Raw genomic sequence first — 26,064 nt, forward strand, 5'->3', positions numbered from 1 at the left:
TCCCTACCGGGGGCGTCGGATCCGGATCGGACCCTTCGCCGTGGACGGGTCGACCACGCTGCCGTGCTGGGTGATCTCGACCTCACCCCGCGCGACCATGCGACGTGCTGCCCGTCGGGCGGGCTCCATCAGGGGGCGCCAGTCGTCGGGCTCGAGGGACCGCGCGACCTCGGACGGGCAGATGCTCGACGTCCGTGCGCGGGCGGCGAGCAGCTCGTCGATCCGCTGCTCCAGGGCACGGTCGGTGGCGTCGACGCCGTGCTTCCGGCACGCAGCCGAGCACCACTTCGCGTCGGGGGAGGCGGACGACGGCATCCGCCGACCGCACGACGCGCAGGTCCGTTCCGCGTGCGCCTCCTGCGATGCCGATGCGTCCGCAGCGGTCCTGATCGCTCGTCCCATGCGCACCATCCTGGTCCTGCGGTCCGACACGACCCACAGCACAGGCTCGGCTGGCACGATCGGACCGGTGGAGCCCGAACCGAACGACCCCCGCCCGCACGGACCCGCCTGGGTCGAGCACGCGATGTGGTGGCACGTCTACCCGCTCGGCGCGGTCGGCGCCGAGGTCCGTCCGACGACGCCCGTCGATGACCGTCCGGTCGAGCACCGGCTCCAGCGGCTCGTGCCCTGGCTCGACCACGTCGTCGCCCTCGGGCTGAACGGCCTGCTGCTCGGGCCGGTCTTCGCGAGCTCGACGCACGGGTACGACACCGTCGACCACTTCCGGGTCGACCCCCGACTCGGCGACGAGGCCGACCTCGTCGCGCTGGTCGGGGCCGCCCACGAGCGCGGTGTCCGGGTCGTGCTCGACGGCGTGTTCAACCACGTCGGGCGCGAGCACCCCGCCTTCCGTGCGCTCGAGGAACAGGGCCCGGACGCCCCGACCGCGGAGCTCTTCGCGGTCGAACGGTCCGGTTGGCAGGCAGGGGACCCCGTGCCGGTCCGCGACTTCGAGGGGCACGACATCCTCGTCGCGCTCGACCACGAGGGCCGCGCCGCCGAGGACCTGGTGGTCGAGGTGATGACCTACTGGCTCGCCCGCGGGGTCGACGGTTGGCGGCTCGACGCCGCGTACGCCGTGCCGCCGTCGTTCTGGGCACGGGTGCTGCCGCGGGTGCGCGAGCAGTACCCCGACGCCTGGTTCAGCGGCGAGGTCATCCACGGTGACGCAGCTGCGATCGTCGCGGCGTCGACGATGGACTCCACCACGCAGTACGAGCTGTGGCAGGCGGTCTGGCACGGGATCGCCGACCGGAACTGCTTCGAGCTGGCACACGCCGTGGAGCGGCACGATGCCCTGCTCGCGACGTTCGTCCCCACCACGTTCGTCGGCAACCACGACGTGACGCGGATCGCGAGCGCGGTGGGGGAGCGGTTCGCCGGGCACGCCGCCGCGGTGCTGTTCACCGTGGCCGGCACCCCCGTGGTCTACGCGGGGGACGAGTACGGCTGGACCGGGGTCAAGGAGGAACGCGAGGGTGGCGACGACGCCGTCCGTCCGGAGCTGCCCGCGATGCCGCCCGAGCCGGACGACCTGACCCACGCGCACGAGGCCCTCGTCGCCCTGCGTCGGCGGAACCCCTGGCTGCACCGGGCGCACACCGACGTCGTCCACCTGACCAACACGGCCGTGGTCCTGCGCACCGCGACGGCCGACGCCGCGGTGGTGACCGCCCTGAACCTGGCCGACGACCCGGTGGAGGTGCCCGCGGCCGACGCGACACGGGTCGAGGCGGGCGGGGGCGACCTGCGGGACGGCACCCTGCGCCTCCCGGCCGCCGCCTGGGCCGTCCTGACCGCCTGACGCTTCCGCGTACAGAACGAGGCTCGGGCCGGCGGACGGTTCCGCGGTCCCACGACCACGGAACTGTCCGCCGACCCGAGCCTCGGCGAAGGGGGATCGACCGCTACTTGCGGGCGGACGCCGCCCGGCGCTTGTTGAACACGTCGAACGCGACGGCGGCGAGCAGCACCAGGCCCTTGATGAGGGACTGGAACTCGGTGCCGACACCGAGGATCGACATGCCGTTGTTCAGGATGCCGATGATGAGACCACCGACGATCGCACCCGGCACCGTGCCGATGCCGCCGGTGACGGCGGCGCCACCGATGAACACGGCCGCGATGGCGTCGAGCTCGAAGCCGTTGCCGGCACCCGGGGCGGCCAGGTTGAGCTGGCCCGTGAAGACCACGCCCGCCAGGGCCGCGATGACGCCCATGTTCACGAAGAGCAGGAACGTGACGCGCTTGGTCTTGACGCCGGACAGCTGCGCGGCGAGGGCGTTGCCACCGATCGCGTACACGTGGCGACCGAACACCGAGCTGCGCATGACGACCGAGTAGACGACCACGAGCAGACCGAGGACGACGAGCACGATCGGGGTGCCGTTGTAGCTGGCGAGGAGCAGCGCCACGTAGATCACGAGCGCGGCGCCGAAGGCCGTCTTCACGATGAACCAGGCGAACGGCTCGCTCTCGAGCTGGTACTTGCGACGCGTGATGCGGCCCCGGAAGGCCGAGATCACCATGACGGCGGCGGCCGCGATGCCGAGGATCATCGTGAGCGGCTCGTAGCCCGTGGTGCCGAACGACGGCAGGAAGCCGGAGCCGAGCGAGCGGAAGCCCTCCGGGAAGGGCGAGATCTGCTGGTTCTGCAGCACGATCTGGGTGGCGCCGCGGAACGCGAGCATGCCGGCGAGCGTCACGATGAACGCCGGGATGCCGAAGTACGCGATCCAGAAGCCCTGCCAGGCACCGACGAGGGCGCCGACGACCAGGCAGAGGAGCGCCGCGACCGGCCAGGGGAGGCCCCACTGGGTGATCATGACGCCCGCCATCGCACCGCTGAAGGCGACGACCGACCCGACGGACAGGTCGATGTGGCCGGCGATGATCACCATGACCATGCCGATCGCCAGGATCAGGATGTAGCTGTTCTGGACGATGATGTTCGAGACGTTGATCGGGGCCAGCGTGATGCCGTTCGTCGCCACCTGGAAGAAGATGACGATGACGATCAGCGCGATGAACAGGCCGATCTGTCGGAGCTGCCCGGTGAGGTAGCCGGCGGCGGACTTAAGCGCGTTCATTGACTGGGGTCTCCCGTTCCTGGGTCATGTACTGCATGAGGACCTCTGGCGTGGCCTCGGAGCGGGGCACGTCAGCGGTGATCGTGCCCTCGGAGAGTGTGTAGATGCGGTCGCAGATCCCGAGCAGCTCGGGCAGCTCGGACGAGATCACGATGACGCCCTTGCCCTGGTCGGCCAGGTCGTTGATGAGCGTGTAGATCTCGTACTTCGCGCCGACGTCGATGCCGCGGGTCGGTTCGTCGAGGATGAGCACGTCCGGGTCGGCGTACATCCACTTCGACAGGACGACCTTCTGCTGGTTGCCGCCGGAGAGCTTGCCCGTCACGGCGTCGACGTTCGGCGCCTTGATGTTCATGCTCTTCAGGAAGCCGCCGGCGACGGTGGTCTCCTTCGAGGCGTTCACGAAACCCCAGTCGGCGAGCTTGCCCAGCGCCGAGCCGGAGATGTTCCGCTTGATGTCGTCGATGAGGTTGAGGCCGTACCGCTTGCGGTCCTCGGTGGCGTAGGCGATGCCGTTGTCGATCGCCCGGGTCACCGTGTTCGTCTTGATCGGCACGCCGCGCTTGTAGACGGTGCCGGAGATGCCGGTGCCGTACGAGTGCCCGAAGACGCTCATTGCGAGCTCGGTGCGGCCGGCGCCCATGAGGCCGGCGATGCCGACGACCTCGCCCGCGCGGACGTTCAGGTTCACCTGGTGGATGATCTCGCGGGAGCCGTCGAGCGGGTGGTGGACGGTCCAGTCCTCGATGCGCAGGAGCTCCTCGCCGATCTTCGGCTCGCGCTCCGGGTAGCGGCTGGACAGGTCGCGGCCGACCATGCCGCGGATGATCCGGTCCTCGGAGACGTCGTCGGCGTGCATGTCGAGCGTCTCGATGGTCTTGCCGTCGCGGATGATCGTGACCTTGTCCGCGATCGCCTTGATCTCGTTGAGCTTGTGGCTGATGATGATCGCCGTCATGCCCTCGGCCTGCAGCGAGCGGATGAGCTCGAGCAGGTGCTCCGAGTCGTCGTCGTTCAGCGCGGCGGTCGGCTCGTCGAGGATGAGGAGCCGGACCTCCTTCGAGAGCGCCTTCGCGATCTCGACGAGCTGCTGCTTGCCGACACCGATGTCCGTGACCTTGGTGACCGGGTTGTCCCTGAGTCCGACGCGCTTGAGCAGCGCCGCCGCCTCGAGGTTCGTCTGGTTCCAGTCGATGAGCCCGCCCTTGACGCGCTCGTTGCCGAGGAAGATGTTCTCGGCGATCGACAGGAACGGGCTGAGGGCGAGCTCCTGGTGGATGATCACCACGCCCGCCTTCTCGGAGCCGTTGATGTCACCGAACTGCACCGGCTTGCCGTCGAGCAGGATCTCGCCGTCGAAGGAGCCGTGCGGGTAGACGCCCGACAGCACCTTCATCAGGGTCGACTTGCCGGCGCCGTTCTCGCCGCAGATCGCGTGGACCTGACCGCGCTCGACCTCGATCGAGACGCCCTGGAGCGCCTTCACACCGGGGAAGGTCTTGGTGATGTCCCGCATCTCGAGGATGGTGTCCGCCATGTGGACCGCCTTTCCGTCGTCCGCGCCTGGGCGCGGGTGGAGACGGACTGGAGGCGCGGTGCGGGGGTGCACCGCGCCTCCAGTCCTGTGGATGGTTGCGTCCTACTTGAGGTCGGCTTCGGTGTAGTACCCGCTGTCGACGAGGACCTCCTTGTAGTTGGCCTTCGTCACCACCGTGGGCTGGAACAGGTAGGTCGGGACGACCTTGACCTTGTTGTCGTAGCTCTTCGTGTCGTTGACCTCGGGGGTCTTGCCGGAGAGCAGGTCCTCGGCCATCGTCACGGACTGCTTCGCGAGCTTGCGGGTGTCCTTGTAGATGGTGGAGTACTGCTGGCCCGCGATGATCGACTTGACCGAGGCGGCCTCGGCGTCCTGGCCGGTCACGATCGGCAGCGGACGGTCACCCGAGCCGTAGCCGGCGCCCTGCAGGGCCGAGATGATGCCGATCGACATGCCGTCGTAGGGCGAGAGCACGCCGTCGAGCTTCGTGCCGCCGGAGTACGTCGACGCGACGAGGTTCTGCATGCGGGCCTTGGCGGTCGCCGGGTCCCACTGCTGCGTGGCGGCCTGCGAGAGCTGGTCCTGGCCGGAGCCGATCTTCAGCGTGCCGTCCTCAAGGTACGGCTTGAGGGTGTCCATCGCGCCGTTGAAGAAGAACCCGGCGTTGTTGTCGTCGAGCGAGCCGGCGAAGACCTCGATGTTGAAGGGGCCCTTCTTGCCGGTCTTCTCGCCCTTGTCGTCCAGCACGCCGAGCCCCGTGAGGAGCGAGGTGGCCTGGTCGACGCCGACCTTGTAGTTGTCGAACGACACGTAGTAGTCGACGTTCTTGTTGCCGGTGAGCAGGCGGTCGTACGAGATGACCTTGATGCCGGCCTTGGCGGCGGCGTCGAGCTGGTCGGAGAGTGCACCACCGTCGATCGACGCGATGATCAGGACCTTCGCGCCCTTGGTGATCATGTTGCTGACCTGCTGGGCCTGCTGCTGGACCTTGTTGTCGCCGTACTCGAGGTCGACCTTGTAGCCGGCCTTCCCGAGGTCGCTCTTGACGGCGTTGCCGTCCTTGATCCACCGCTCGGAGACCTTGGTCGGCATCGCGACGCCGACGAGGGCGCCCTTGTTGCCGTCCGCGGTGTCGCCGCCGCCCTCGGTGGACGCACGGCCGCCGGCCGAGCATGCTGCCAGGGAGAACGCGATGCCGAGGGCCGCGACCCCCGCGATGATCCTGCGCTTCATCATCGAAGTACCTCTGTTCCTCTCGCGTCGTCCTCGACGCGCTCGGGTGCTGGGGCTGCTGTGCCCCGTGGGATGTGCTCGTGTGAGCGCTCACATACTGAGGGTTCCGTACCGGGGTGTCAACTCGTCGTGACCGTTCCGAGATGTTGTTGCGCCGAGCGGACCGGACGCTACGCTCGGCCACGTGACGACAACGACCGCGCTCGGGGGTCCCGGCGGCAGACGCCGGAAGGCCCCGACGATCTTCGACGTCGCCGAGCGCGCCGGGGTCTCCCACCAGACCGTCTCCCGCGTGATCAACGGCGATCCGACCGTCCGCGACGCCTACCGGTCGCAGGTCACCGACGCCGTCGCCGAGCTCGGCTACCGTCCGCGTGCCGCCGCCCGCGCCCTCGCCGGCGGACGCAGTCGCGCGCTCGGCATCATCACCGCGGGCGACGCGCTGTACGGACCGTCGAGCACCGCGGTGGGCTTCGAGCGGGCCGCGCGCTCGGCCGGGTACCACGTGCTGCTCTCGACGCTGCCGGACGACCCGCGCCCCGTGGACCTGTCCGGGGCGCTCACCACGCTGCTCGCGCAGGACGTCGCCGCGATCGTGCTGGTCGCTGCCGACAACCGCGTGCTCGACGCGCTCGCGTCGCTGACGATCCCGGTCACCGTGCCGGTCGTCGTCGCGAACGCCGTGCAGCGCGACGCCGTCCGGACCCCGGCGGCACGCAGTGTCGCCGCCGTCGCGATCGACCAGGCCGCGGGCACCACCCTCGTGATGGAGCACCTGTTCGCCCGAGGGCACCGCCGCGTCGTGCACATCGCCGGACCCGCGGTGTCCCAGGAGTCCGAGGTCCGCCGGGAGACCTACGGGCGGATCATGCGCGACGCCGGACTCGAACCGGTCGTGCTCGACGGCGACTGGACCCCGGCGAGCGGCTTCGCGGCGGCGCGGACGATCGACGTGCACGCGGTCGACGCGGTCTTCGCCGGCAACGACCAGATGGCGCTCGGGGTGCTGCACGCCTTCGCCGACGAGGGACTCCGCGTGCCGGACGACATCGCCGTGGTGGGGTTCGACGACATCCCCGAGGCCGCGCACTTCACCCCGCCGCTCACCACCGTGCGCCAGGACTTCATGGCGATGGGGCAGCGGGTGCTCGAGGCGGTCCGGGCCGTCGTCGAGGGGGAGCCCCTCGACGAAACGCTGCTGCTGCCCGAGCTCGTGGTGCGGCGCTCCGCCTGAGCGGCGGCGCCGGTCGTCCCGGTCGCACGACGTGCCGCCAGCGGTCGTCCCGGTCGCACGACGTGCCGTCCGTCGCGCGGACGGACGGCACGTCGTGCGACTCGACCTGGGCGGTGCCGCGCTCAGCGGGCGAGCGGCAGCCAGACGCGCATCGGTGCGGGGCCGCGGTTCGCCCAGGCGTAGTACGGCACGGCGGTCGCGGTGACGGCCTGGAGGCCGGTGGTCGCGTCGGCGGGACCGGCCGTGGTCGCGGAGCCGGCCGCGTCGGTGACGGGGGTCGCCCCGGCGGGACCGGCCGCGGTCGTGGAGCCGGCCGCTTCGGTGACGGGGGTGGCGTCGGCGGGGTGCGTCGCGCCTCCCGTCCGCTCCAGCCGTCGGTACGGCCACGCCGCCTGCTCGTGCCGCGCCGGAGCGTGCCCGGCGACGCGCAGCGTGACGACGCCGTCGAGCAGGTCGTCGCGGCGCTCCTCGTTGACCGGCGCGCTCGCGTCGACCGTCAGGTCGTCGACCGTGAAGCCCTGCTGGTCCGCCTGCTCGACGGCGTAGACGAGCGGCCCGCGCTCGATCGCCACCTGGCCCCGTGCCGCGTCGATGCGGGGGTCCGCCACGTAGCGGTGCGGCGTCGTGTCGAAGGCGAGCTCGACGGTGTCACCGGCCGTCCACGCGCGCTCGACCACGTGCAGGGTGCCGGGCGCCGGCGTCGCGGTGCCGTCGGGGGTGGTCACGGTGGTGGTGTCCGACCATGCCGGGATGCGGAGTCCGAGCGCCAGGGGGCCGTCCTCGGTCACCGTGACGACCACGCGGCCGTCGTGCGGGTAGCCGGTCGCGACGCGGACGGGGCCGAGGTCGGCGTCCGCGTACTGGTGGACCTGCAGGCCGCCGTCGGTCGCCGTCGCCAGGTACCCGTCGAGGCTCGCGAACGTGCGCATGATGTTCGGCGGGCAGCAGGCGCAGTCGAACCAGCCGCGACGTCCGTGGGCGGGGGAGCGGTTCTCGTCCTGGTGCGCGCCGTCGCGGTGCTGCAGCGGGTTGACGTAGAAGTACTCGGTGCCGGCGAGGCTCACGCCGGGCAGGAACGCGTTGTAGAGCAGGCGCTCGATCGCATCGGCGTACACGGGCTTCCCCGTCGCGAGCAGCAGCCGCCACGCCCACTGGATGCCGCCGATGGCCGCGCACGTCTCGGCGTAGCCGCGGTCCGTCGGGAGCTCGTACGGGTCGCCGAACGCCTCCCAGTCCCAGCGGGCGCCGAGGCCGCCGGTGATGAACGCCTTCGTGGCCGTCATGTCCGCGAACTGGCGCTCGCTCGCCGTGAGGAGCTCGGTGTCGCCGGTCTCGATCGCGACGTCCACGGCACCGGCGGCCAGGTAGACGGCGCGGACGGCGTGGCCCTCGACGGTGGTGGCCTCGCGGACGGGGACCCGGTCGGAGAAGTACGTCGGCTCGCCGCCGGCGCGCTCGATGATGCCGCGCCCGCGGGCGTCGACGAACCAGTGCGCCAGGTCGAGGTAGGCGCGGGTGCCGGTCTCGCGGTACAGCTCGACGAGCCCCATCTCGACGACGGGGTGGCCGTCGACGTCCTGGGTGCGGTCGTCGCCCGGGCCGAACGTCCGGACGAGGTGGTCGGCGTTCCGCACGGCCACCTCGAGCAGGCCGGTGTCACCCGTGGCGCGGTGCTGCGCGACCGCGGCCTGGTACAGGTGCCCGGCGCAGTACATCTCGTGGCTCCACTTCAGGTCGACGTACCGCTCGCCCCCGCCCCGGACCTGCTGCACCGAGTCGAGGTAGCCGTCCTCCGCCTGCGCCCTGGTGTAGAGCGCCGTCACCTCGCGCTGCAGCTCGAGCAGGTCGTCGGCCGGGGCCCGGCCGTACTCCCACGCAACGGCCTCGAGCCACTTCGTCACGTCGGAGTCCATGAAGATCGGCCCGACCGCCTCGCCCTGCTCGTCGCCCGCGGCGATGCGGAGGTTCCGGAAGTTCCCTGCGTCGCGGAGGCGCTCGTACCCGCTGCGGACGGCGTCGCGACCGTTGCGGTCCTGGCGCAGCGCCCAGAAGCCCCCGGTGATGCGCGCAGCGCCGGCGGGGAGCGGACGGGACGCCAGGTGCGCACCCGGGGTCGGGAGGACCGGGGTCGCGGTCCGCGCGCCGCGTCCCGTCGTGGGGGTGGCCGTCGGGGTTCCGGTCGTGGTGGTCATGGCGCCTCCTTGCGTCTGACTGGCGGCCGTCCGTGCGGAAAGCGCTTTCCGGGACGACGGTACGACAGGTGGTGCGGTAGCACAAGAGCGCAGTCGCCTAGGATCAGCGCGGGCTCGGTCGTCCGGGCCCCCGCCGGAAAGGACGTTGCCGTGGCCACGGACCGCAGAGCCCGACTCGCTCGCATCAGCGACGTCGCAGCGCTCGCCGGGGTGTCCATCGGGACGGCGTCGAAGGCGCTGAACGACACCGGGCAGCTGCGCGACGAGACCCGGGCGCGGGTGAAGGACGCGGCGGAGAAGCTCGGGTTCGTCGGCGACGCACGTGCCCGTGCGCTGTCCTCCGGTCGGACGTGGACGGTCGGCATGGTGACGACCGACTCGTTCGGACGGTTCACGATGCCGGTGCTGCTCGGGGCCGAGGACGCCCTCTCCGCCGGCGAGGTGATGGTCCTGGTCGCCGACACCCGCGACGACCACGTGCGCGAGGCCCACTACCTCCGGTCGCTCGTCGCCCGCGGCGTCGACGGCATCATCGTCACCGGCCGCTCCGCCGATGCCCGGCCGCCGATCGAGGTGCCGGTCCCGGTGCCCGTCGTCTACGCGCTGACCCCGTCCACCGACCCCGCGGACGTCTCGATCACGCTCGACGACCCCGCCGGCGCTGCTGCTGCGGCGGCGCACCTCGTCGGACTCGGGCGGCATCGGGTCGCCGTCGTCACGGGCCCGCAGGACGCACGGTCGGCGGTCGACCGGGCGCGCGGGGCTGCCCCGGTGCTCGGCGACCGGGTGGTGGGCGCTCCGATGCACGGGGAGTGGTCCGAGCGCTGGGGGCGGCAGGCCGTCGACCTGCTCGACCGGGAGCCGTCCGCGGTGGATGCGGTGCTGTGCGGGAACGACCAGATCGCCCGTGGCGTGTGCGACCGACTGCGGGAGACCGGGCGGTCGGTGCCGGGGGACGTCGCGGTGACCGGGTACGACGACTGGGACGTGGTGGCGCTCGCGTCGCGGCCTCCGCTGACCACCGTCGACATGCGGCTCGACGAGCTCGGTCGCATCGCGGGCCGGGCGCTGCTCGAGCTCGTGTCCGGCGGGAGTCCGGTCTCGACGGCCGTCACCCCGTCGCTCGTCGTCCGCGAGAGCACCCTCGGCGCGTAGTCCTGCGGCAGGCGCCGGGCGCCGGGCGCGGGGCGCCGGGCGCCGGGCGGCGGGCGGCGGGCGGGGGTGCCCGGCTGCGCGAGCGGGCACGACCTGCCGCGGGCGTGCCGCCGAGCGGGCACGACCTGCCGCGGGGTTGCCGCCGAGCGGGCACGACCTGCCGCGGGGTTGCCGCCGAGCGGGCACGACCTGCCGCGGGGTTGCCGCCGAGCGGGCACGACCTGCCGCGGGGTTGCCGCCGAGCGGGCGAGATGTGTCGGCGAGGGGGGCCAAGGGTGACAGATCGTGCCCGCTCGGTGGGGCTCGGTGGGACTCGGTACGGCTCGGCGGACAGAGCAGCCCGGCTGCGCGAGCGGGCACGACATGCCGCGGGGTTGCTGCCGAGCGGGCGAGATGTGTCGGCGAGGGGGGCCAAGGGTGACAGATCGTGCCCGCTCGGTGGGGCTCGGTGGGACTCGGTGGGGCTCGGTACGGCTCGGTGGAGAGAGCAGCCCGGCTGCGCGAGCGGGCACGACATGCCGCGGGCGTGCCGCCGAGCGGGTGGGATGTGTCGGCGAGGGATGCCGAGTGTGACGGAACGTGCCCGCTCGGCGGGGGGGGAGCAGCGGGGGGAGCGGGCGGGAGCGGGCGGGAGCCCGGCGCGCGCGAGCAGGGCGGCGCGCCGACGCGTTGCAGGCGTGAGCGCTCACGTGCCAGGATGTGAGCGCTCACGCAGGACGACGAGGTCTCGGGAGGACACATGAGCGACGACCGCCGGCAGCAGGTCGAGGACGGCCGCACGACACTCGGCATCGAGCTCGGCTCCACCCGGATCAAGGCCGTGCTCGTCGACGAGCAGCTCCGACCGATCGCGAGCGGCTCCCACGAGTGGGAGAACGAGTACGTCGACGGGCGGTGGACCTACCCGCTGGTCGCCGTCGAGACCGGTGTCCGCGCGGCCTACGCCGACCTGGTCGCCGACGTCGAGCGGCAGTTCGGCGTCCGCCCGACGGCCTTCCGCGCGGCGGGCGTTTCGGCGATGATGCACGGCTACCTGGCGTTCGACGAGGACGGCGAGCTCCTCGTCCCGTTCCGCACCTGGCGCAACACCTCGACCGGCCCGGCCGCCGAGCAGCTGAGCGCCGCGCTCGACTTCAACGTCCCGCAGCGCTGGTCGGTCGCGCACCTGTACCAGGCCGTGCTCGACGACGAGTCGCACGTCGCCCAGCTGGCCGGCGTCACGACGCTCGCCGGGTACGTGCACCGCATGCTCACGGGCCGCGACGTCCTCGGCGTCGGCGACGCGAGCGGCATGTTCCCGATCGAGTCCGGCCCGGTCGAGAGCGCCCCGGGGGAGCCCGGTCGCCGCGACTACGACGCGTCGATGCTCGCCGCCACGCAGGACCTGCTCGGCGACCGCGTCCCGGACCTCCGCGCCCTGCTCCCCGAGGTGCTCGTCGCGGGTGAGGACGCGGGCGCGCTCACCCCCGAGGGAGCCACGTGGCTCGACCCCACCGGCACGCTGCAGCCCGGCGTCCCGTTCTGCCCGCCCGAGGGCGACGCCGGCACGGGCATGGTGGCCACGAACGCCGTCGCACCGCGCACCGGCAACGTCAGCGTCGGCACGAGCATCTTCGCGATGGTCGTGCTCGAGCGGGCGCTCCGGACCCCGCACGAGGAGCTCGACGTCGTCACGACCCCGGCCGGTGACGCGGTCGCGATGGTGCACTGCAACAACGGTGCGAGCGAGATCGCCGCCTGGGCCCGTGTCTTCGGCCGGTTCGCCGAGGCCACGAGCGAACGGACCGGCAGCGCGTCGGTCCCCGTCGACGACGTCTACGCCACCCTGCTGGCCGAGGCCGCCGACGCGGACCCGGACGCCGGCGGGCTGCTCTCCTTCAACTACCTGGCCGGCGAGCCGGTCACGCACGTCGAGGACGGCCGACCCCTGCTGCTGCGCACCCCCGGTGCCCGCTTCACGCTCGGCAACCTCGTCCGCTCCGAGGTGCACGGTGCCTTCGCGACCCTCGCGATCGGCATGGACGTCCTGCACGGCGAGGAGGTCGCCGTCGACCGGATGACCGCGCACGGCGGCCTCTTCCGCACGCCGGGTGCCCCGCAGCGCCTGCTCGCCGCAGCGCTCCGCGTGCCGGTCGCCCTCGAGGAGACCGCGGGCGAGGGTGGCGCCTGGGGCATCGCGGTGCTCGCGGCGTACCTGGAGCACACCGACCGCCCGCTGGAGGACTTCCTCGCCGACACGGTGTTCCGCGGCGACGCGGTCCACGTCGCCGAGCCCGAGGACCGCGACGTCGCGGGCTTCCAGGACTACCTGGCCCGGTACCGCGCGGCCCTCCCCGTGCAGGACGTCGCCGCCGCCGCGACCCGCACCAGCGGGGCGAGCGACCAGGCCGGACCGACGGACCAGGCCGCACCGACGGACCAGGCCGCACCGACGGACCAGACCGCACCGACGGGGCAGCCCGCACCGACCGACCAGGGCGAGCCGACCGACGTGGTCGAGGCGCGCCTCCAGACCGAGAAGGAGTCAGCCGCATGACCGGACCGATCACGGACGAGACGAGGGCAGCCGTCGCCGCGGCGCGGGAGCGCGTCGCGTCCCTGCACGGCGAGCTCGTCCGCTACGGCCTCGTCATCTGGACGGGCGGCAACGTCTCCGAGCGCGTGCCGGGCACCGACCTGTTCGTCATCAAGCCGAGCGGGGTCTCCAGCGACGACCTCACCCCGGAGAACCAGGTGGTCTGCACCCTCGACGGGCTGCCCGCCGACGGGTGGGGCAACGCGCACGGCCCGTCGTCCGACACCGCCGCGCACGCCTTCGTCTACCGGAACATGCCCGAGGTGGGCGGCGTCGTGCACACCCACTCGACGTACGCCACGGCATGGGCCGCCCGCGCCGAGGAGATCCCCTGCGTGATCACCGCGATGGCGGACGAGTTCGGCGGTCCGATCCCGGTCGGCCCGTTCGCGATCATCGGCGACGACTCCATCGGCCGCGGCATCGTCGACACCCTCGCCGGTCACCGGAGCCGCGCCGTGCTCATGCAGAACCACGGCGTCTTCACGATCGGCAAGGACGCCAAGGACGCCGTGAAGGCCGCGGTGATGTGCGAGGACGTCGCGCGCACCGTGCACATCGCGAAGCAGGGCGGGGAGCTCGTGCCGATCGCCCCCGACGACATCGATCGACTCTTCGATCGCTACCAGAACGTCTACGGACAGAACCCCGAAGGAGCCATGCGATGACGCAGGTGAACCCCCAGGCCACCCTCGACAGCTACGAGGTCTGGTTCCTCACCGGGTCGCAGGGCCTGTACGGCGAGGAGACCCTGCGCCAGGTCGAGGAGCAGAGCAAGGCCGTGCACGCGGAGCTCGCGGGTGCACTGCCCGTGAAGCTCGTGTGGAAGCCGGTGCTCAAGGACGCCGACGGCATCCGTCGCGCGCTCATCGAGGCGAGCGCCGACGACAAGGTCATCGGTGTGACGACGTGGATGCACACGTTCAGCCCGGCCAAGATGTGGATCGGTGGCCTGCAGGCGCTCACGAAGCCGCTGCTGCACCTGCACACCCAGGCGAACGTCGCGCTGCCGTGGGGCGACATCGACTTCGACTTCATGAACCTCAACCAGGCCGCGCACGGCGACCGCGAGTTCGGCTACGCGCTGGCCCGCCTCGGCGTCCGGCACGCGACCGCCGTCGGGCACGTGTCCGACCCGCGCGTGGTCTCGCGGGTGGAGAACTGGACGCGCGCCGCGGCCGGTGCGGCGGCCGTCCGCGAGCTGAAGCTGACGCGCTTCGGCGACAACATGCGGTACGTCGCCGTCACCGAGGGCGACAAGACCGAGGCGGAGATCGAGCTCGGCGTGCAGGTGAACACCTGGGCCGTGAACGAGCTGGCCGCAGCGGTGGCCGAGGCCGAGGCGGACACGGCAGCGGTCGACGAGCTCGTCGCCGTCTACGAGCGCGACTACGACGTCGACGCTTCGCTGCGGCGCGACGGCGGTGACCGTCACCAGGCGCTCCGCGACGGCGCCGCGATCGAGCTCGGCCTCCGTGCACTCCTGGAGCAGAACGGCTCCGCCGCGTTCACGACGAACTTCGAGGACCTCGGCACGCTCAAGCAGCTGCCCGGCCTCGCGGTGCAGCGGCTCATGGCCGACGGCTACGGCTTCGGCGCCGAGGGCGACTGGAAGACCGCCGTCCTCGTCCGCGCGATGAACGTCGCCGGTGCGGGCCTGCCCGGTGGGGCCTCCCTCATGGAGGACTACACGTACGACCTCACCCCGGGTGCCGAGAAGATCCTCGGCGCGCACATGCTCGAGGTCTCGCCGACGCTCACCACCGCGACGCCGACGCTCGAGATCCACCCGCTCGGCATCGGTGGCAAGGACGACCCGGTGCGCCTGGTCTTCACCGCGGACGCCGGCGAAGCCGTCGTGGTCGCCCTGTCCGACACGCGCGACGGCTTCCGCCTCACCGCGAACGTCGTCGACGTCGTCCCGCCGACCGAGGCGCTGCCGAACCTGCCGGTCGGCCGTGCCGTCTGGGAGCCGCGTCCGTCGTTCCCGGTCGCCGCGGAGGCCTGGCTCACCGCCGGCGCCGCGCACCACACCGTCATGACGACGGCCGTCGGCCTGCAGGTCGTCGAGGACCTCGCGACCATGGTCGGCACCGAGTTCCTGGTCATCGACGAGCACACCACGGCTCGCGGGTTCCGCGACGAGCTCCGCCTGCAGCAGGCGTGGCACCGTCTCGACCGCGGGTTCTAGGACCGTGACCGTGGCCGCGACGACGCGCACCAACTGGGCGGGGAACGTCACCTACCGCGCCTCCGCGCTCGAGCGCCCCACCTCGCTGGCGGCGCTCCGGCAGCTCGTCGCGGCCACGCCGCGCCTGACGGCGCTCGGCTCGACGCACTCGTTCAACGAGATCGCCGACACCGACGCCGTCCAGGTCACGCTCGCCGGCCTCCCGCCGGTGCTCGAGGTCGACGCCGACCGGCGCGTGGTGCGGGTCGCCGCCGGCATGACGCACGCACAGGTGGCGGCCGGCCTGGAGGCTCGTGGCTGGGCCCTCGCGAACCTCGCCTCCCTGCCGCACATCTCGGTCGCCGGCGCGGTCGCCACCGGCACGCACGGCTCCGGCGTCCGCAACCCGTCGCTCGCGCAGGCGGTGGTCGCGCTCGAGGTCGTCCGGGCCACCGGCGACGTCGTCCGGGTCGACGCGTCGTCGCCGGACGGCGCCCTCGACGCGCACCGGGTGGCACTCGGTGCGCTCGGCGTCGTCACCGCGGTCGAGCTCGCGATCGAGCCGACGTTCCAGCTGGCCACGACCGTGCACCTCGACCTGCCGTGGGATGCCGTCCTCGAGCACTTCGACCGGGTGGTGTCGGACGCGTACTCGGTGTCGTTGTTCACCTCGTTCGACGACCGCGGTGCCCGACAGGTCTGGACGAAGCACCGCGTCGACGAACCTGCACCGTCGGTCGACCTCGTCGCGCTCGGTGCCCGTCGGGCGGACGGGCCCGTGCACCCGGGGGAGAACGACGCCGCGAGCGTCACCGAGCAGGGCGGGGTCCCCGGGCCGTGGGCCGAGCGGCTGCCGCACTTCCGGTCGACCTTCGAGCCGTCCACCGGTGCCGAGATCCAGGCGGAGTACCTGGTCCCCGCAGAGCACGCCGTCGCCGCGCTCGATGCGCTGCGCCCGCTCGAGCCGCTCTTCGCGCCGCTGCTCATCGCGGCCGAGGTCCGGACGATCGCCGCCGACACGGCATGGCTGGCGCCCTCGTCGGGACGGCAGTCGGTCGGGCTGCACTTCACCTTCCGACGGGACGCCGAGGCCGTGGCTGCCGCGGTCGAGCGGATCGAGGAGGTCCTCGCGCCCTTCGATCCCCGCCCGCACTGGGGGAAGGTCTCCGCCGCGAGCGTCGAACGCCTGCGCGAGGCGTACCCGCGCCTCGACGACTTCGCGGCGCTCGCGCGGGACCTCGACCCGACCGGGCGGTTCCGCAACGCGTTCCTGGCGCGCCTGCTGTCCTGACGCGCCTGCTGTCCTGACGCGCCTGCCGTCCTGACGCGCCTGCGGTCCTGACCGACGGGGTGCCCCTCGCCGCTGGTGGCGGCGAGGGGCACCCGCATCCTCAGCCCTTGCGGAGCAGGTCGACCAGCAGTCTGGTGGTGTTCACGAGCAAGCTCGCGATCCCCAGCCAGAGCGCGTGACGCCTGTTCCGGCCGTCGTCGTCTCGCGACATCGAGGACCTCCTGGTGTCGTCGCCGGCGGACACGAAGAGCTTCGAGCCAGGGATGCGAAGCCGAGCGGGCTCGGCTACCATCGGTCCGAGCGCTGAGCTCGGGGATGGGTTTGCATCCCTGGCTTTCCACTCGGAAGGCGAACTGAGGCCCGGATCTGTTCCTGCAGATCCGGGCCTCGCACGTTCACCTGGCCGCGCTCCGGCGGGTGCACGGCCGAGGACACCCTACCGAACCGTCCGGTGATGTACCACCGGATCGGGGTCGCTTGCACCGCGCGCCGCAGGCTGCGCGCCGACCGCTCCGTCGCTCCCAGCGCTCTCGGACCTGATCGGGGGTCAGCGCACTGCTCGGTCGCTGAGTGCTCACATGTGTGATCACAAAGGTTGGGGCATGGCGAACCTCAACCGGATCCTCGGCATGGCCTCGAAGGTCATCGACAAGCAGATGCAGAAGCAGCGCGCGCAGGGGAACGCCGCAGCCGGCCACCAGCAGAACCCGCACGGCACCGGGGGCGGGACCGACTGGCGTGACATCGTCCGGACTGCTGCGGACAAGCTGACGGGCGACGACCGGTCGCGACAGCCGCAGCCGGGACAGCAGCAGCCGGGACAGCAGCAGCCGGGACAGCAGCAGTACGGGCAGCCGCAGCAGCAGTACGGTCGGACCGAGCAGCACCCGGAGCAGCCGCAGGCGCACGGCGGGTACGCCGACGCGGACAAGATCGCCCTGGCGAAGTACGACTACCTGCTGCGGACGGCGAGCCCGGACCAGATCGAGCAGGTGCACCACGACGCCTTCGCACGGCTCACCCCGGCTCAGCGGCAGCAGGTGCGGGACCGGCTGAACTCGGAGCTCCCGCCGCACGAGCACCTGCGGGACGACTCGTCCGGCGGCATGGCGCGGGCGATGACCCGCGGCGAGATGTCCCGACCCGGGCTCATCCGCCGCGTGCTCGGCGGCTCCGGGCGACCGGGCAGCGGCAGGGGTGGCGCCTTCGCCGGCGGTGCTGCCGTCGGTGCCGGTGCGGTGGCGCTCGGTGGTCTCGCGGTGGCGGTCGCCGGAGGAGCGGTGGTGAGCGCAGCGGCGGCACCCGTGCTGGCCGGCGCGGCCGACCTCGGTGTCGACTTCGAGGGCATCGCCTCGGGCATGGGCGACCTCGGTCTCGCGGACCTGGGCGGCGGCGTCGAGGGCTTCGCGGCCGAGGGCGAGCAGTTCCTGGGCGGACTGGGCGAGCAGGCGTCCGGCCTCGGTGAGCAGGCGTCCGGTCTGGGGGAGCAGGCGTCGAACCTGGGCAACGACTTCCTCGGTGGGCTGTTCGATCGCTGACACGCCCGGCGGCGACGTGCTCACTCCCGTCGGACGAGCGCGTCGCCGACGGTGCTGCGGTAGTACAGCACCGCGCGGCCGTACCGCGTCCGGTTGAGCAGCCCGCCCCGTTCCATCACCCGCAGGTGCTGGTTGACGGCCGAGGTGGAGACGCCGAACCGCATCGCGAGGTCGGTCGACGACGCAGGCTCGCCGAGCGCGTCGAGGAGCGCGGCCCGCGTGCCCCCGAGCAGGTCGCGGACGGCACCGGCGTCGGGGTGCGACGCGGTCGACCACATCGCGCCCTGCCCCCGCGCCGGGTACATGACGGTCGGGGGCATGTCGTCGTCGATCGGCGTCGACGCGCGGACGACGAACACCGACGGGACGAGCGTCAGTCCCTCGCCCTGTACCGGGCGGTCGCGCGCGATCGGGCTGCTCAACCGGACGTCGACGTGTCGGCCGTCGAAGCGCACCGACTCGGACAGCCCGCCGAGCACCGCACCGACGCCCTCGTGCGCGGCGATCCGGCCGCGGTGCGTCACGTCGGCCTGCAGCACGCGGCGCATCCGCGGCCAGTACGGTGCGAAGCAGAGCTCCCACGTGGTGGCGAGCGCCCGGACGAGCCGGTCGACGACGTCCTCGTGACGCCCGACGAACACGTCCGGCACGGTGCCGTGCACCCGCTCGAGGTCGGTCCGGAGCCGGGAGGGGGAGATCCGGCCGAGGGCACGGAGCTCGTCGTCGAACGACCCCAGCGGGGACTCCGGACGGGGGTTGACGAAGTCCGCGACCCACCGGCGCTCGTCGACCAGGCCGGCGAGGACGGGGCGGTCGAGGACGGGCAGCACGCCGGCGATGCGCTCGAGCCACGGCCGCTGCAAGGGGTACCGCTCCGGTGCTCGGAAGGCGCGCAGCCCGAGGCCGAGCTCCGACAGCGGCGAGATGCCGAACCGCACCGCCGAGACGTCGGAGGGCTCGAGTCGGTAGCGGATCATGAAGCCTGACGCTACATCTGTTCAGGTCGGCACCGCGCTGCTGCGAGAACAGGACCGTGAGCACCACGGCGCAACCGGTCCCGATCCGCACCCTGGTCCGACAGGACCCGACGCTCCGACGCCTGCTCACGGTCACGTTGGTGGACACCCTCGGGCGCGGTGCCTTCTTCACGCTCACCTCGCTGTACCTCATCACGATCGTCGGGCTCCCGGCCGTCGCGGTCGGTCTCGGCCTCACGGTCGCCGGCGCGGTCGGCGTCGCCGCGTCGCTCGTGTTCGGGCACCTCGCGGACCGGTTCAGCGCGCGACGGATGCTCGTGTGGCTGCACCTGGTGCAGGGGCTCGCGCTCATCAGCTACGTGCTCGTCCACGACCTGCCGACGCTCGTCGCGACGGCGTCCGTCGTGACCCTCGCGCAGCAGGGCGGCAGCGCCGTCCGGAGCGCTGCGGTCGGCCGGGCGTTCCCGGGCACCGAGCGGGTCCGCGTCCGGGCGACCATGCGCACGGTCACGAACGTCGGCATCGGCGTGGGCACCGCGCTCGCCGCGGTCCCGCTCGCGATCGGCACCGGCGAGGCCTACCGCGTGACGATGGCGCTCTCCGGCGCGCTGTTCCTGGCGTCGGCGGTCCTCGTCGCGGGTCTGTCGGCGGCGCGCGTCGACGCGGCTCCCGCGGACCGCACGGACACCGGCACGATCGTGCGCCGGGAACCCGCCGGCCGGAGCCCTTACCGCGACGTGCGCTTCCTCGCCGTCACCGCCCTGACGGGACTGTTCGGCATGCAGTTCGGCCTGTTCGAGGTCGGGGTGCCGATCTGGATCGTGCAGCACACCGTCGCCCCGGACGTGCTCGTCTCGCCGCTGCTGCTCGTGAACACCGTGATCGTCGTCCTGCTGCAGGTCCGGCTGAGCCGCGGGACGGACACCGTCGCGGGAGCGGCCCGGGTGATGCGGCACGCGGGGTGGGTCATGGCGGTGGCGTGCGGCCTGTGGGCCGCCGCCGGGTGGGTCCGCGGGGACGACTGGGTGCCGGCTGCGACTGCGACCGCCGTGCTCGTCCTCGCGGCCGTCGCGCACTCGCTCGCGGAGATCACGTCGAGTGCGGCGGGGTGGGCGCTGAGCTTCGAGCTCGCACCGGCGGACCGGATCGGTGCGTACCAGGGCGTGTACGGCACCGGGTACGCGGTCGCTGCGATGATCGCGCCCACCGTGGTGACCCTCACCGCCGTCGACCTCGGGACCGCCGGCTGGGCGATCCTCGCCGTCGTGTTCCTCGGTTCGGCGCTCGGGGTCGGAGCGATCGCCGGACGCGCCGTGAGGACGACGGTCGCGGCCTGACGGGGCCGCGCCGCGCCTCCCGACCGGTGTCCGTCGTCGCCGTCCGTCGGGCGTGACCGGACGCCTCGCGCGCCGCGGGAATACGCTCGAGCCGCAGGCGTTGTGCTGTTGCGTCGTGCAATGTTGCGTTGCATGTCGTCCGGACCACGCGAGCGTTCGGGTCCGCGCACCGACCGGTGCCACCATGGACCGCCCGGCCACCCGAACCGGGACGGACACCCCGTCCACCACGACGACGTTGGCCGCAGCAGACCGGACCCCCGGTCGGCGGCGCTCGACACCCCCACCCCCCCCACGAGGAGCAGCACACCATGCACCGCCCCAAGCGCTTGACGATCACCGCGGCCGTCGCCGCCGCCGCAGCCCTCGTGCTGACCGGCTGCTCGGGTGGCGGCGCGTCGGACGACGCGTCCACCGGCACGAGCAAGGGCGGCACGCTCGACATCCTCACCGCGCAGACCGCGCTGCACTGGGACCCGGCGACGAGCCAGAGCCTCGGCATCACCTCGATGGGCCTGGTCGCCCGCCGCCTGACCACGTGGGACGTCCAGCCCGGGAAGACCGCGAAGGTCGTCCCCGACCTGGCGACCACCACGGGTGAGTCGAGCAACGGCGGCAGGACCTGGACCTACACGCTCAAGGACGGCCTGAAGTTCCAGGACGGCACGCCGATCACCACGAAGGACATCAAGTGGGGGATCGAGCGGTCCTTCGCGCCGAACCTCACCGGCGGCCTGAGCTACCACAAGTCCCTGCTGGTCGGCGGCTCCGACTACCAGGGCCCGTTCGAGGGGAAGACGCTCGACAGCATCGAGACCCCCGACGACAAGACCATCGTCTTCACGCTCGACGCCCCGTACGGCGACTGGCCGTGGCTCGCGTCGATGCCGGCGTTCGCGCCCGTGCCCGAGGGCGAGGGCAAGGACACCGGCGCGTACGACGCGAAGCCCGTGTCGAGCGGCCCGTACCAGATCGAGTCGAACACGCAGGGCTCGCAGGTGACGCTCGTCCGGAACAAGGAGTGGAGCGCGAAGACCGACGCGATCCGCACAGCCGGTCCGTCGAAGATCGTCTTCAAGGAGAGCCAGGACGCGTCGACCACGACGCAGAGCCTGATCGCCGACAACGGTGACGCGAAGAACGCGTTCGGTGCGCAGTTCCTCGGTGCCGCCGAGCTCAACCAGGTGCGCGCCAACCCCGCTGCGCAGGACCGCCTCGCGACGAGCAAGGCCGGCCCGATCACCTACATGGCGATCAACACGCAGCGCGGGGCGCTCAAGGACCTGAAGGTCCGCCAGGCGCTGCAGTACGCCGTCGACCGCAAGTCGTTCCGCATCGCCGCCGGCGGCGCGCTCGCCGGCGAGTACGCGTCGACGCTCGTGACGCCGGGCATCGCCGGACGCCAGGACTACGACCTGTACGAGACCGGCGCGACGGGCGACGTCGACAAGGCGAAGGCGCTGCTGCAGGACGCCGGTGCCGAGGACCTGAAGCTCACGCTGGTGACGCAGAACGACCCGACCTACCTGTCCCAGGCGCAGGCCCTGCAGGCGGGCCTGAAGCGCGCCGGCATCACGGTCACGCTCAAGCCGCTCGACTACGACTCGTTCACCCAGGCGACGACGAACGGCACCGACTTCGACCTCTCGCTGTCGAGCTGGCAGCCGGACTTCCCGAGCGCGAACGCCAACATCCAGCCGCTCTACGACTCGTCGGAGATCGGTGGGGGCGGGTACAACGTCTCGAAGTACAGCAACCCCGAGGTCGACGCCCTCATCGCGAAGGCGACCGGCACGGTCGACCAGTCCGAGGCGCAGGAGCTGTGGGCGCAGGCGGACCGGCGGATCATGGAGGACGCCCCCGTCGTCCCGCTGATCTACGCGAAGCAGTCCTTCCTGGCCGGGTCGAACGTCGAGAACTTCCGCATCGCGGACTTCCCGGCCTACCCGAACTACCTCAAGGTCTCGCTCTCGCAGTGAGTGCACCGCTGCTCGAGGTCGAGGGGCTCCGCGTCGCGTTCGGCGACGCGGAGCCCGTCGTCCGTGACGTCTCCTTCACCCTGACGCCCGGCCGGGTGCTCGCGCTCGTCGGCGAGTCCGGTTCGGGCAAGTCCGTCAGCGCGATGAGCGTGCTCGGACTCCTGCCACCCTCCGCCCGTGTGTCGGGCAGCGCCCGGTTCCGCGGGACCGAGCTCATCGGCGCCTCCGTGGACGAGCTGCGCGCCGTCCGTGGTGCGGGCATCGGGGTCGTGTTCCAGGAACCGATGAACTCGTTCACCCCCGTGCTGGCGATCGGCACGCAGATCGCCGAGGCCGTGCGGGCGCACCCGACCGACCTGGACCGGGCGGGCGTCTCCGCCCGCGTCGACGAGCTGCTCCGGGCTGCCGGGCTGCCGGACCCGGCCCGGATCCGGAAGGCCTACCCGCACGAGCTGTCCGGCGGGCAGCTCCAGCGGGCGATGATCGCGATGGCGCTCGCGGGAGACCCCGTCGCGTTGTTCGCCGACGAGCCGACGACCGCACTCGACGTGACGGTCCAGGCCGGGATCCTCGACCTGCTGCGTCGGCTCGGTCGCGAACGCGACCTCGCCGTCCTGCTCATCACCCACGACATGGGTGTGGTCGCGGACGTCGCCGACGAGGTGCTGGTGATGCGCCGCGGTGACCCCGTCGAGCACGGAGCGGTCGCCCACGTCTTCGCGCACCCGGGGGCCGACTACACGCGCGAGCTCCTCGCCGCGGTCCCCGCCCTGGAGGCACACCCCGCGTCCGCACCGTCGGCCGCGGCCGGGTCGGGGGCCGGGTCTCGTGCCTCCCGGCCATCACCCGCGGTCGCGCGCCTGCGCGACGTCGCCGTGCGCTACGCACGCCGCGGCGACCCCACGGTGCACGGGATCGACCTCGAACTCACGGCCGGCCGGACGCTCGGCCTGGTGGGGGAGTCGGGGTCCGGCAAGTCGACCATCGGCCGCGCGCTCGCCGGACTCGTCCCCGTCGTGGACGGCTCGGTCGAGGTCGACGGCAACGACCTGCGCACCGCACGCGGGAAGCGCCTGCGCGAGCTCCGCAGCCGCGTGGGCATCGTCTTCCAGGACCCGGCGTCGTCGCTGAACCCGCGACAGACCATCGGCTGGAGCATCGCCGAACCGCTGCTCGTGCACGGCGAGGGCACACCGGCCTCGCGCGCCGACCGCGCCCGCGAGCTCCTGTCCGCGGTGCAGCTCGACCCGTCGTGGACCGAACGGTTCCCGCACCAGCTGTCGGGCGGCCAGCGGCAGCGCGTCGCCGTCGCCCGGGCACTGGCGCTCCGACCGGCCCTGGTGATCGCCGACGAGCCGACCAGCGCCCTCGACGTCACCGTGCAGGCCGCCGTGCTCGACCTGCTCGCAGACCTGCAGGACGAGTTCGGCTTCGGCATGCTGCTCATCAGCCACGACCTGGCCGTCGTGCGTCAGCTCGCCGACGACGTCGTCGTGCTGCACGACGGCCGCATCGTCGAGCGCGGCGCGACCTCCGCCGTGCTCGACCACCCGCAGCAGGACTACACGCGCATGCTGCTCGCGGCGGCCCCGGTCGCCGATCCCGCGCGACAGGCCGCCCGCCGCGAGGCCTGGCGCGCCTGGGAAGGAGTGGTCTCGTGACCGCGAACGTCGTCGACCGGCCCGTCTCCGCGTCGGCCGGTCGGACCACCGGGTTCCGCGCCGTGGTGCGCCGGGTCCGTCAGGACCGCTGGGCCGTGGCCGCCGCGATCGTCATCGCGGTGTTCATCGTCGTGGCGATCGCCGCACCGCTCATCGCCGCCGCCACCGGGCGGAACCCGTACAGCTACGACGTCGACGCACTGAACGACTTCGGGGCTCCCCGCGGTGCTGCCGGCGGCGTGAGCGGCGAGCACTGGTTCGGCGTCGAGCCGCTGACCGGGCGGGACCTGTTCGCCATCGTGACCTACGGCGCACGGACCTCGCTCGGCATCGGGCTCGCCGCGACCGCGATGTCGATCGTGATCGGGGTGCTCGTCGGTGTCACCACCGGGTTCCTCGGCGGCTGGTACGACCGGGTGCTGTCGCGCGTGGTCGACGTGATCTTCGGGTTCCCGTCCCTGGTCTTCATGATCGCGCTCACCGCGGTCGTGCCGACCTCGTTCCCGAAGCCGCTGCTCGTCGTGCTCGTGATCGGGTTCTTCGGGTGGCCCTCCGTCGCCCGCGTCGTGCGCGGGCAGACGCTCTCGCTCGTGAGCCGGAACTACGTCGTCGCCTCGACCGCGATGGGTGCGGGGCGCTGGCACGTCATCCGAAAGCAGCTCCTGCCGAACCTCGCCGCGACGATCACCGTCTACGCGACCATCTCGATCCCGTCGATGATCGGCGCCGAGGCCGCGCTGTCCTTCCTGGCCGTCGGGGTGAACCCGCCGACGCCGTCGTGGGGCCGCAGCATCGGCGACGCGATCGGCTGGGTGCAGACCGATCCGATGTACCTCGTCTTCCCCGGAGCCGCACTGTTCCTCATCACCCTGGCCTTCAACGTGCTCGGTGACGCCCTGCGCGACGCCCTCGACCCGCGCGGGGGCGACCGATGAGCACCGTCCGCTTCCTGGCCGTCCGGATCCTCGGCGCCGTCGTCGTGCTGTTCGTCGTCGCGGCGATCACCTACGCGCTGTTCATGCTGCTGCCCACGAACCCGGCCCGGGCGATCTGCGACAAGCCCTGCACGCCCGAGCGGCTCGCTGACGTGCAGGCGTTCCTCGGCACCGACAAGCCGTGGTTCGCGCAGTTCGGGGCGTACCTTGCCGGCATCTTCGCCGGCCGCACCTTCGGTTCCGGAGCCTCCACGATCACGTGCGCGGCACCGTGCTTCGGGTACTCGTTCCAGCTGCACGACAGCGTCACGAACCTCATCGCGTCGCGCCTGCCCGTGACCGCGTCGATCGCCGTCGGGGCCGCCGTGCTGTGGCTCGTCGCCGGTGTGGCGGGCGGCACGGTGTCCGCGCTCAAGCGGGGGACGCTGGCCGACCGCGCCGTCATGACGGTCGCCGTCGCCGGGGTGTCCTCGCCCGCGTACCTGATCGGGCTGCTCGCGATCCTGCTGTTCGGGTTCACCCTCGGCTGGCTGCCCACGAGCGGGTACGTGCCGTTCGTCGAGGACCCGGTCGGGTGGGTGACGCACCTGGTGCTGCCGTGGTGCGTGCTCGCCTTCATCAGCGCGGCAATATACGCGCGGCTGACCCGCGGCGAGATGCTCGAGTCGATGTCGCAGGACTTCGTCCGGACCGCGCGTGCGAAGGGCCTGCGGGAGCGGCAGGTCGTCGTGCGGCACGGACTCCGGACCGCGATCCTGCCCGTTGTGACGCTGTTCGGGCTCGACCTCGGGTCGCTGCTCGGCGGCGCGGTCATCACCGAGAAGGTGTTCTCGATGCAGGGCCTCGGAGCGCTGCTCATCGATGCGGTGCACACCCTCGACCTGCAGGTGGTCGTCGGCTTCACGGTGTTCTCGGCGCTGCTCATCGTCACCGCGAACGTGATCGTGGACGTCGTCTACGCGTTCGTCGACCCACGGGTGCGTCGCCGGGCGTAGGTGCCGGTCCCCGCTCGGCCGGCAGCCCGGGCCCGCGACGCGCAACGTCGGCTCGCCATGTGTCGGCGCGCTTGGTGGTGCGGCGTGCTGCTGCACAACCGGAAGCACCTCGCGCCATGGGGTTCCGTGGCGCGAGGTGCTTCCGGTTGGTCGTGGTGCAGCG

19 protein-coding genes are annotated in these 26,064 nt (G+C 72.3%); 13 read left to right on the forward strand and 6 right to left on the reverse strand.

Going from position 1 to position 26,064, the window contains the following annotated elements; all coding sequences use genetic code 11:
- Positions 1-3: 3 nt before the first annotated feature.
- Positions 4-402: a DUF3253 domain-containing protein gene (locus tag M3666_RS03685; protein WP_066658549.1), complete on the reverse strand. Its 399-nt coding sequence runs from the start codon at positions 400-402 to the stop codon at positions 4-6.
- Between the two features lie 124 nt (positions 403-526).
- Here M3666_RS03685 and M3666_RS03690 point away from each other — a divergent pair, with 124 nt between their 5' ends.
- Positions 527-1,807, forward strand: coding sequence for an alpha-amylase family glycosyl hydrolase (locus M3666_RS03690; protein WP_066658547.1), 1,281 nt, complete (start codon positions 527-529; stop codon positions 1,805-1,807).
- Positions 1,808-1,910: 103 nt separating this feature from the next.
- Here the strand turns inward: M3666_RS03690 and mmsB are convergent, their stop codons facing one another.
- The 3 genes from mmsB to chvE form a co-directional block, all read right to left on the reverse strand.
- Positions 1,911-3,092, reverse strand: coding sequence for a multiple monosaccharide ABC transporter permease (gene mmsB / locus M3666_RS03695; RefSeq protein ID WP_066655663.1), 1,182 nt, complete (start codon positions 3,090-3,092; stop codon positions 1,911-1,913).
- The gene (mmsA, locus tag M3666_RS03700) at positions 3,079-4,629 is read right to left on the reverse strand and encodes a multiple monosaccharide ABC transporter ATP-binding protein (RefSeq protein WP_066655660.1); all 1,551 of its coding nucleotides are present in this window, start codon (positions 4,627-4,629) and stop codon (positions 3,079-3,081) included. The genes mmsB and mmsA overlap by 14 nt, the downstream gene beginning before the upstream one ends.
- 102 nt (positions 4,630-4,731) lie before the next feature.
- Positions 4,732-5,865 (reverse strand): multiple monosaccharide ABC transporter substrate-binding protein, encoded by a 1,134-nt coding sequence (gene chvE, locus M3666_RS03705; RefSeq protein ID WP_251154535.1) that lies wholly within the window; start codon positions 5,863-5,865, stop codon positions 4,732-4,734.
- 181 nt (positions 5,866-6,046) lie between these two features.
- Here chvE and M3666_RS03710 point away from each other — a divergent pair, with 181 nt between their 5' ends.
- Positions 6,047-7,096: a substrate-binding domain-containing protein gene (locus tag M3666_RS03710; protein WP_066655657.1), complete on the forward strand. Its 1,050-nt coding sequence runs from the start codon at positions 6,047-6,049 to the stop codon at positions 7,094-7,096.
- A 122-nt stretch (positions 7,097-7,218) separates the two neighbouring features.
- Here M3666_RS03710 and M3666_RS03715 read toward each other — a convergent pair whose 3' ends face one another.
- Positions 7,219-9,288 carry a glycoside hydrolase family 127 protein gene (locus M3666_RS03715; protein WP_251154536.1) on the reverse strand — a complete coding sequence of 690 codons (2,070 nt, stop codon included), beginning with the start codon at positions 9,286-9,288 and terminating at the stop codon, positions 7,219-7,221.
- Between the two features lie 150 nt (positions 9,289-9,438).
- Between M3666_RS03715 and M3666_RS03720 the strand changes: the two genes are divergently transcribed.
- The 6 genes from M3666_RS03720 to M3666_RS03745 all read left to right on the forward strand — a co-directional run bounded on the left by M3666_RS03720 (position 9,439) and on the right by M3666_RS03745 (position 18,017).
- The gene (locus M3666_RS03720; RefSeq protein WP_251154537.1) at positions 9,439-10,443 is read left to right on the forward strand and encodes a LacI family DNA-binding transcriptional regulator; all 1,005 of its coding nucleotides are present in this window, start codon (positions 9,439-9,441) and stop codon (positions 10,441-10,443) included.
- A gap of 739 nt (positions 10,444-11,182) precedes the next feature.
- Positions 11,183-12,979, forward strand: a complete 1,797-nt coding sequence (locus M3666_RS03725; RefSeq protein WP_251154538.1) for a xylulokinase — start codon at positions 11,183-11,185, stop codon at positions 12,977-12,979.
- On the forward strand, positions 12,976-13,686 hold the full coding sequence (locus M3666_RS03730) for an L-ribulose-5-phosphate 4-epimerase (RefSeq protein ID WP_066655643.1): 711 nt from the start codon (positions 12,976-12,978) through the stop codon (positions 13,684-13,686). Before M3666_RS03725 ends, M3666_RS03730 begins: the two co-directional genes overlap by 4 nt.
- A complete protein-coding gene (gene araA, locus M3666_RS03735; RefSeq protein WP_251154539.1) occupies positions 13,683-15,209 on the forward strand; it encodes an L-arabinose isomerase in 1,527 nt (508 codons plus the stop codon). The genes M3666_RS03730 and araA overlap by 4 nt, the downstream gene beginning before the upstream one ends.
- 10 nt (positions 15,210-15,219) lie before the next feature.
- Entirely contained in the window at positions 15,220-16,479 is a 1,260-nt protein-coding gene (locus M3666_RS03740; protein WP_251154540.1) for a D-arabinono-1,4-lactone oxidase, read from the forward strand.
- A gap of 602 nt (positions 16,480-17,081) precedes the next feature.
- Positions 17,082-18,017, forward strand: coding sequence for a cation-transporting ATPase (locus M3666_RS03745; RefSeq protein WP_251154541.1), 936 nt, complete (start codon positions 17,082-17,084; stop codon positions 18,015-18,017).
- 20 nt (positions 18,018-18,037) lie between these two features.
- Here M3666_RS03745 and M3666_RS03750 read toward each other — a convergent pair whose 3' ends face one another.
- Entirely contained in the window at positions 18,038-18,994 is a 957-nt protein-coding gene (locus M3666_RS03750; RefSeq protein WP_251154542.1) for a DUF5937 family protein, read from the reverse strand.
- Positions 18,995-19,050: 56 nt separating this feature from the next.
- On the opposite strand from M3666_RS03750, the gene M3666_RS03755 reads away from it, so the two are divergent.
- The 5 genes from M3666_RS03755 to M3666_RS03775 all read left to right on the forward strand — a co-directional run bounded on the left by M3666_RS03755 (position 19,051) and on the right by M3666_RS03775 (position 25,901).
- The gene (locus M3666_RS03755) at positions 19,051-20,331 is read left to right on the forward strand and encodes an MFS transporter (RefSeq protein WP_251154543.1); all 1,281 of its coding nucleotides are present in this window, start codon (positions 19,051-19,053) and stop codon (positions 20,329-20,331) included.
- Between the two features lie 311 nt (positions 20,332-20,642).
- Positions 20,643-22,310, forward strand: coding sequence for an ABC transporter substrate-binding protein (locus M3666_RS03760; RefSeq protein WP_209685711.1), 1,668 nt, complete (start codon positions 20,643-20,645; stop codon positions 22,308-22,310).
- Positions 22,307-23,971 carry an ABC transporter ATP-binding protein gene (locus tag M3666_RS03765; RefSeq protein ID WP_209685713.1) on the forward strand — a complete coding sequence of 555 codons (1,665 nt, stop codon included), beginning with the start codon at positions 22,307-22,309 and terminating at the stop codon, positions 23,969-23,971. Before M3666_RS03760 ends, M3666_RS03765 begins: the two co-directional genes overlap by 4 nt.
- On the forward strand, positions 23,968-24,906 hold the full coding sequence (locus M3666_RS03770) for an ABC transporter permease (protein WP_209685715.1): 939 nt from the start codon (positions 23,968-23,970) through the stop codon (positions 24,904-24,906). Before M3666_RS03765 ends, M3666_RS03770 begins: the two co-directional genes overlap by 4 nt.
- The gene (locus M3666_RS03775; protein WP_066655611.1) at positions 24,903-25,901 is read left to right on the forward strand and encodes an ABC transporter permease; all 999 of its coding nucleotides are present in this window, start codon (positions 24,903-24,905) and stop codon (positions 25,899-25,901) included. The genes M3666_RS03770 and M3666_RS03775 overlap by 4 nt, the downstream gene beginning before the upstream one ends.
- Positions 25,902-26,064: the final 163 nt, after the last annotated feature.

Source organism: Curtobacterium sp. ODYSSEY 48 V2 (genome assembly GCF_023712625.1).
In the GTDB taxonomy this organism is placed as follows: domain Bacteria; phylum Actinomycetota; class Actinomycetes; order Actinomycetales; family Microbacteriaceae; genus Curtobacterium.